This is a genomic window from Pseudomonas sp. AD21 (assembly GCF_002878485.1).
Taxonomy (GTDB): Bacteria; Pseudomonadota; Gammaproteobacteria; order Pseudomonadales; family Pseudomonadaceae; genus Aquipseudomonas.
The window spans coordinates 144,283-151,927 of sequence record NZ_NQYG01000011.1 but is presented as its reverse complement, the minus strand read 5'-3'; the positions used below and the strand labels follow the sequence as shown (position 1 = coordinate 151,927).

6 protein-coding genes are annotated in these 7,645 nt (G+C 61.5%); all 6 read right to left on the bottom strand.

Annotated features, from left to right (window positions below):
* Window positions 1-50 precede the first annotated feature (50 nt).
* Entirely contained in the window at window positions 51-1,583 is a 1,533-nt protein-coding gene (gene hutH, locus PseAD21_RS10005) for a histidine ammonia-lyase (protein ID WP_102355526.1), read from the bottom strand.
* Between the two features lie 116 nt (window positions 1,584-1,699).
* Window positions 1,700-3,223 (bottom strand): histidine ammonia-lyase, encoded by a 1,524-nt coding sequence (gene hutH, locus PseAD21_RS10000; protein WP_102355525.1) that lies wholly within the window; start codon window positions 3,221-3,223, stop codon window positions 1,700-1,702.
* A gap of 142 nt (window positions 3,224-3,365) precedes the next feature.
* Window positions 3,366-4,196, bottom strand: coding sequence for a glycine betaine/L-proline ABC transporter ATP-binding protein (locus tag PseAD21_RS09995; RefSeq protein WP_049827999.1), 831 nt, complete (start codon window positions 4,194-4,196; stop codon window positions 3,366-3,368).
* On the bottom strand, window positions 4,193-5,044 hold the full coding sequence (locus PseAD21_RS09990; protein WP_007949591.1) for a proline/glycine betaine ABC transporter permease: 852 nt from the start codon (window positions 5,042-5,044) through the stop codon (window positions 4,193-4,195). The genes PseAD21_RS09995 and PseAD21_RS09990 overlap by 4 nt, the downstream gene beginning before the upstream one ends.
* A 70-nt stretch (window positions 5,045-5,114) precedes the next feature.
* Window positions 5,115-6,083 (bottom strand): ABC transporter substrate-binding protein, encoded by a 969-nt coding sequence (locus PseAD21_RS09985; RefSeq protein WP_102355524.1) that lies wholly within the window; start codon window positions 6,081-6,083, stop codon window positions 5,115-5,117.
* Between the two features lie 69 nt (window positions 6,084-6,152).
* Window positions 6,153-7,625 (bottom strand): cytosine permease, encoded by a 1,473-nt coding sequence (locus PseAD21_RS09980; RefSeq protein WP_102355523.1) that lies wholly within the window; start codon window positions 7,623-7,625, stop codon window positions 6,153-6,155.
* Between the last annotated feature and the right edge of the window lie 20 nt (window positions 7,626-7,645).

Below are 7,645 nucleotides of genomic sequence, written 5' to 3'. Positions count from 1 at the left end.
CGTCACGGGCTGCATTCCCACGCAGAGCGTGGGAACGATCAGTGGGTGGGTTACAAACTAGGCAAAAGTTTCGCTGGAACCAGTTCGGTCAGACACCGCGAAGCCAGCAGCTCGGTCGCCGCATTGATGTCCGGCGCAAAGAAGCGGTCCTTCTCGTAGAACGGCACTTCCTTGCGCAGAATCGCCCGCGCCTGTTCCAGCTTGGTCGAAGTCTTCAGACCGTTGCGCAGGTCCAGGCCCTGCACCGCCGCCAGCCATTCCACGGCGAGAATCCCGCGGGTGTTTTCGGCCATTTCCCACAGACGCTTGCCGGCAGCCGGGGCCATCGACACGTGGTCTTCCTGGTTGGCCGAGGTCGGCAGGCTGTCGACCGAATGCGGATGGGCCAGCGCCTTGTTCTCGCTGGCCAGTGCTGCGGCGGTCACCTGAGCAATCATGAAGCCGGAGTTGACCCCGCCATTGGCCACCAGGAACGGCGGCAGTTGCGACATGTGCTTGTCCATCATCAGCGAGATGCGGCGTTCGCTCAGCGAGCCGATTTCAGCGATGGCCAAGGCCATGTTGTCAGCGGCCATGGCCACCGGTTCAGCATGGAAGTTGCCGCCGGAAATCACATCGCCTTCAGCAGCGAACACCAACGGGTTGTCGGAGACGGCGTTGGCTTCGATGACCAGCACGTCGGCGGCCTGACGGAACTGGGTCAGGCAGGCGCCCATGACTTGCGGCTGGCAGCGCAGCGAGTACGGGTCCTGGACCTTTTCGCAGTTCTGGTGCGAATCGGAGACTTCGCTGCGCTCGCCGAGCAGATCGCGATAAGCCGCAGCGGCGTCGATCTGGCCTTTCTGGCCACGGGCGGCGTGGATGCGCGCGTCGAACGGCGAGCGCGAACCCAAAACGGCTTCAACGGTCAGGCCGCCCAGCGCCAGCGCACCGGCGAACAGGTCTTCACCTTCAAACAAGCCACGCAGGGCAAACGCGGTGGACACCTGAGTACCGTTGAGCAACGCCAGACCTTCTTTAGCCGCCAAAGTCAGCGGGGTCAGACCGGCGACTTTCAGCGCTTCGGTGGCTTCCATCCACTCGCCCTTGTAGCGCGCCTTGCCTTCGCCCAGCAGCACCAGCGACATGTGCGCCAGCGGCGCCAGATCGCCCGAGGCACCCACCGAGCCTTTCAGCGGAATGTGCGGATAGACCTCGGCGTTGATCAGCGCGATCAGCGCATCGATCACCACGCGGCGAATACCGGAGAAACCACGGCTGAGGCTGTTGACCTTGAGCACCATGATCAGGCGCACCAGCTCATCACTGATCGGCTGGCCGACGCCGGCGGCGTGGGACAGCACCAACGAACGCTGCAGGTTTTCCAGGTCTTCGCTGGCGATGCGGGTCGAGGCCAGCAGGCCGAAACCGGTGTTGATGCCGTAGGCGGTGCGATTCTCGGCGAGGATCTGCTCGACGCACGCGACGCTGGCTTCGATCTGTGCGGCAGCGCTGTTGTCGAGGGTCAGCTTGACCGGGTGCTGATAAACGTCACGCAGTTGCGCCAGGCTCAGTTGGCCGGGAATCAGGTTCAGCGCAGTCATTAAAATGCTCCTGTTTAGGCATTGTTATTAACTACCAGTCGCTCCGGAGCATTCCGTTATCCGTCGCTTCTCGTCTTGTGGACGATCCGCGCCTTGGCACGCTGGTATGGGTATTGTCAGTGCAGATTCGGTAACACGTTGTGCAGCGAATTCGAGTCTTTCAAAACACTCGCGGCGGCGGCGATATCCGGCGCCAGCCAGCGATCCTGATCGTAGGCCGGGACGGTTTCGCGCAGCAGTCGCCACGCCCGGTCAGTGCCTGCGCCAAAGCGCTGCTCCTTGAGGAATTCAAAGGCCTGCGCCGCCAGCAGGTACTCGATGGCGAGGATCTGCGTGCAGTTTTCCAGGGCACGGTGCAGCTTCAGCGCGGCGCTGGTGCCCATGCTCAGGTGATCTTCCTGCAGGCCCGAGGTGACGTAGTTGTCGAGCACCGCCGGTTGCGCCAGCTGGCGGTTTTCCGCGCACAGTGAGGCGGCGACGTATTGCACGATCATCATCCCGGAGTTCACCCCCGGGTTGGCCACCAGAAACGCCGGCAGACCGCTGACGTGCGGATTCACCAGACGATCGAGACGACGCTCGGCGATCGAGCCGATTTCGGCCATGGCAATCGCCAGCACGTCCGCTGCCATCGCCACGGATTGGCCGTGCGGGTTGGCTTGCGACATCACCCGGAAACTCTCCGGCGTACCCAGCAGCAGCGGGTTGTCGGTGCAGCCGTTGAGTTCGGCTTCGACCTGCTTGATCGCGTGATCCAGTTGATCGCGCGCAGCACCATGCACCTGCGGGATCGAACGAATGCTCAGCGCATCCTGAGTGCGAATGCCTTTACTCGCCGCGATCACTTCACTGCCATCGAGCAACGCGCGCAGATTGACACCGACCTGCTGCATGCCCGGGTGCGGCTTGAGCGCGATGATTTCGGCATCGAATGCGGCGATCTGACCGCGCTGGGCTTCGAAGCTCATGGCGCCGATCACATCGGCCCACTGCACCAGCCGCGTCGCATCGGCAATCGCCAGGCAGCTGAGGCCGGTCATGCACGGCGTGCCGTTGACCAGGCACAAGCCGTCCTTCGCGCCGAGTTGCACCGGTTGCAGGCCCTCTTCGACCAGCGCCTGTTGCGCCGAGGTGATTTGCCCGCGATAGCTGACATTGCCCACGCCCAGCAGCGCGATGCCGATGTGCGCCATGTGGGTCAGGTAACCCACCGAACCTTGCGACGGAACCTGCGGGGTAATGCCGCGATTGAGCAGTGCCAGCAGCCCTTCGACCACGCGGCGATGAATGCCGGATTTGCCGTGGCTGTAGTTGTGGACGGCGGCGCAGATGATCGCGCGGGTTTGCTCATCGGGCAACACCGGGCCGACACCGCAGGCGTGGCTGAGCAAGGTATTGCGCGACAGCTGGCTGAGCTGTTCGTCTTTCAGCGAGACGTTGGACAAGCCACCCAGACCGGTGTTGACGCCATAGGCACGCTCGCCGCTTTCGACGATACGCTGGACGATGCCTTGCGCGTTTTCGATGCGCGCCCAGGTCTCGCTCGACAACTCCAGAGGTGCGCCGTGACGGGCGACGGCGACCACGTCCTGCCAACGCAGAGGGTTGCCGGTGATAATGATTTTTTCAGCCTGGGACATCTAAAAAACCTCATGAACAAGATCGTTCCCACGCTCTGCGTGGGAATGCCGCCTGGGACGCTCCGCGTCCCGACTTCTGCTCTGTGCAAGGTGACGCGGAGCGTCACGGGATGCATTCCCACGCAGAGCGTGGGAACGAGCGTCAAACCACCGCCGCCCGCCGCTGCACGAACCGGTCGACATATTCATCCGCCGGCGAATGCAGGATCTCGCGCGGTGTACCGACCTGAATCAGGCGGCCATCCTTGAGGATCGCAATGCGGTTGCCGATACGCACCGCCTCGTCGAGGTCGTGAGTGATGAATACGATGGTCTTGTGCAAAGTCTTTTGCAGCTCCAGCAACTGGTCCTGCATCTCGGCGCGGATCAGCGGGTCGAGTGCACTGAACGCTTCGTCCATCAGGATGATGTCGGTGTCTGCCGCCAGTGCACGGGCCAGGCCGACACGCTGACGCATGCCACCGGAAAGCTGATGCGGGTATTTGTTTTCGTAGCCCTTGAGGCCCACGGTGTTGATCCAGTGCAACGCACGTTCGGCGCACATCTGCTTGCTCTCGCCGCGCACTTTCAGGCCGTAGGCGACGTTCTCCTGCACGGTTTTGTGCGGCAGCAGGCCGAAGCTCTGGAACACCATGCTGATCTTGTGCCGGCGAAATTCGCGCAGGGCGTCCATGTCGTATTGCAGGATGTCCACACCGTCGACCAGGATTGCGCCGCTGGTCGGGTCGATCAGGCGATTGAAGTGACGCACAAGGGTCGACTTGCCGGAACCGGACAGGCCCATGATCACGAAGATCTCACCGGTGCCAATGCTCAGCGACAGGTCGTTGACCCCGACCACGCAACCGGTTTCGTTCAGCACCTGATCCTTGGTCTTGCCCTGGCCAACCATCGCCAGTGCGTCCTTGGCGCGGTTGCCGAAAATCTTGAAGACGTTTTTGACTTCGATCTTGCTCACGGTTGCGTTGCTCATTTGCTCACCTCATGCCGTGGCCGACCGTACGCCTGAGTAATGCGGTCGATGACCACTGCGAGAATCACGATCGCCAGACCGGCTTCGAGGCCGCGCCCGACGTTGAGGGTCTGAATCCCCACCAGCACATCTTCACCCAGGCCTCGGGCGCCGATCATCGAGGCGATCACCACCATCGACAGGGCCATCATGGTGGTCTGGTTGATCCCGGCCATGATGCTCGGCAGGGCCAGCGGCAGTTGCACGCCGAACAGTTGCTGCCAGCGGTTGGCACCGAAGGCGTTGATCGCTTCCATGACTTCGCCGTCAACCTGACGAATGCCCAGGTCGGTCAGGCGGATCAGCGGCGGTGCGGCGTAGATCACCGTGGCAAAAATCGCCGGGACCTTGCCCAGGCCGAACAGCATCAGCACCGGAATCAGGTACACGAAGCTGGGCATGGTCTGCATGATGTCGAGCAGCGGCATCAGCACCGAACGCAGGCGATTGCTGCGCGCCGAGAGAATCCCCAGCGGAATGCCGATCAACACCGAAATGATCGTCGCGACCATCATCAGCGCCAGGGTCTGCATGAGTTTGTCCCACAGGCCAACAGCGCCAACGAGGAACAGCAGACCAACGATGACGGCAGTGGTCACGACTTTGCGCGTGGCGTGCCAGGCGACTACACCGACGATCGCCAGCATCAACCACCACGGCGCTGCACGCAGCAGGCCTTCGAGGTTGACGATGGCCCATAGCAGGGTGTCCGAGATGTGGCGGAACACATCACCGTAGTTGGTGACCAGCGAATCGACCCAACCGTTGACCCAGTCGGCGATGGAAAAGGTAAAGCTTTCGGGAAACATAAGAGACTCTCAATCAAGGGGTTGCGATCAAGCGTCCGGCTGCCGTTGCCGACAGCCGGAGAAGCTCAACCTACAAGGCCGCGTCGATTTTCCTGGCTGCGTCGTCGCTCACCCATGCGTGCCAGACTTCAGGATGTTCCTTGAGGAAGATTTTCGCCAGTTTTGGCGACTCGATACGTTCCTTCGCCATGCGTCCCAGGTTCTGGTTCAGCAGGTCGATCGGCAGGTTGACCTTTTCCAGCACGGCCACCAGCTCCGGGGCTTGCTCGTGGAAGGTCTTGGACAGGCCGACCTTGATGCTCACGGTCTTGTCGACGCCCGGTTTCTCTTCGAGTTTGACCGCGTCGATCTGGCCCATCAGTGGGGTTGGCGACCAGTAGTAGAACAGGATCGGCTCGCCACGCTTGTAGCTCGACAGAACCGCCGCATCCAGCGCCGGGCCGGTGCCCGGACGGAAGTTGGTGTAGGTGTTTTCCAGGCCGTAGCTTTTCAGCATTTCGCTGTTGTCCAGCTCACAGGTCCAGCCGGCCGGGCAGTTGTAGAAACGGCCTTTGGACGGCTCTTCAGCGTCCTTGAAAATGGCTGCGTATTTGCCCAGATCGGCAATGTTTTTCAGGTCCGGGGCTTTCGGTTCAAGCTTGCGCTTGGCATCGCCTTCGATCACGTAGCGCGGAACGTACCAGCCTTCGACAGCGCCGACGATCGGCGCGCCGATACCGACGACCTTGCCGGCCTTCTCGGCCTTGTTCCAGACCTCGCTGCGGCCGACCCATTCTTCGGCGAACACTTGAATATCGTTACTGCTCAGGGCGTTCTCCATGGTGATGGAGTTGCCCGGCAGGCTGTCGGTCTTACAGTCGTAACCTTTCTCCAGCACCACTTGCAGCACGTCGGTCAGCAGCATGGCGCTTTCCCAGTTCAGACCGGCGAATTTCACCGGTTTGCCGGACTCGCACCAACCGGCCGCCTGGGTGGCGCCGGCACTGGCCAACAGGCCCATGGACAGCAGTGTGGTCAGCAGGGTCTTGTTCGATTTCATTGTTGCGACGCTCCTAATCATGAATTGGCTTACGGCAGTCAAGAGGCATCCAGCCCTGTCCACGTCCAATCAGGCCTGCGCCGCAGCGCGCCCGGCCCCACTTTTTTCAGGTTGTACAACGCTGCTCTGCTCGACCGGCAGAATCAGTTGATCAGGCACCGAGCCGTGCCATTTTTTCGCGCACACGTAATACAGAACAGCAGGCATCACCAGACCGATGATCCAGGAGATGTCCACATCACCGAGGGCGGCCACCAGCGGGCCGGTGTAGAACTTGGTGGAGATGAACGGCAGCTGCACCAGCACACCGAACACATAGACGCTGATTCCGAGCAGGTTCCAGCGGCCATAGCGACCGTTCGGATCGGCCAGCGCCGGTACGTCATAGCGCTCGCGGGTGATGCAGTAGTAATCCACCAGGTTGATCGCGCTCCATGGCGTGAAGAACGCCAGCAGGAACAGGATGAAGGACTTGAACGCACCGAGGAACGAGTGCTGGCCGAGCAACGCGATCAGGGTCGCCGCACTGACGATCACCAGCACGAACACCAGACGCTGCAGGCGCGACACCGTCAGGTGCCCACGAAAACCGCTGATGATGGTGGCGATGCACATGAAGCTGCCGTAGGAGTTCAGCGTCGAGATGGTCACCTTGCCGAAGGCGATGCTGAAGTACAGCAGCGCAGCGGTGGCACCGGTGCCGCCCAGCCCTACGATGTAAGCCACTTCATGCCCGGCGAACTGACCGTTGGCCGAAGCCGCCGCGAACACGCCAAGGACCATCGCCACCTGAGCACCGATAACCGAACCTGCGCCAGCGGCAAAGAAGGTTTTCACCGAAGAAATCTTGCTCGGCAGGTAGCGCGAATAGTCCGCCACATACGGGCCGAACGCGATCTGCCAGGATGCCGCGAGCGACACGGCCAGCAGGAAGCTGCTCCAGCTGAAGTGTCGGATCTGCAACAGCGCGCCCACATCAACCTGGCTCAGCAGACGGCTGAACAGATAAACGAAGGCAATCACACCGATCACACTGGCGATTCGGCCGATCCAGTGGATCACCCGATAACCGAGCACCGTGACCACCACAATGACACTGGCAAACAGCAGGATGCCGACGGTGTCGCTGACGCCGAACAGCTGACCCAGCGCCTGGCCGGACAATACGGTGCCGGTGGCGGTGAAGCCCAGGTACATCAGGCACACCAGCACGATCGGAATCGCCGCACCATATACGCCAAACTGCACCCGGCTGGAGATCATCTGCGGCAGGCCGAGCTTCGGCCCTTGCGCCGCATGCAGCGCCATCACGCCACCGCCCAGCAGTTGACCGATCAACAGACCGATCAACGACCAGAACACGTCACCGCCCAGCACCACGGCCAACGCCCCGGTGACAATCGCGGTGATTTGCAGGTTCGCACCCATCCACAGGGTGAACTGGCTAAACAGACGACCGTGTCTTTCCGCTTCCGGGATGTAGTCGATCGAACGCCTTTCGATCAACGGTTTGTTGCCTGCACGATCGGGAGTTACAGCCATGATTCAACCTCTGTGGATTG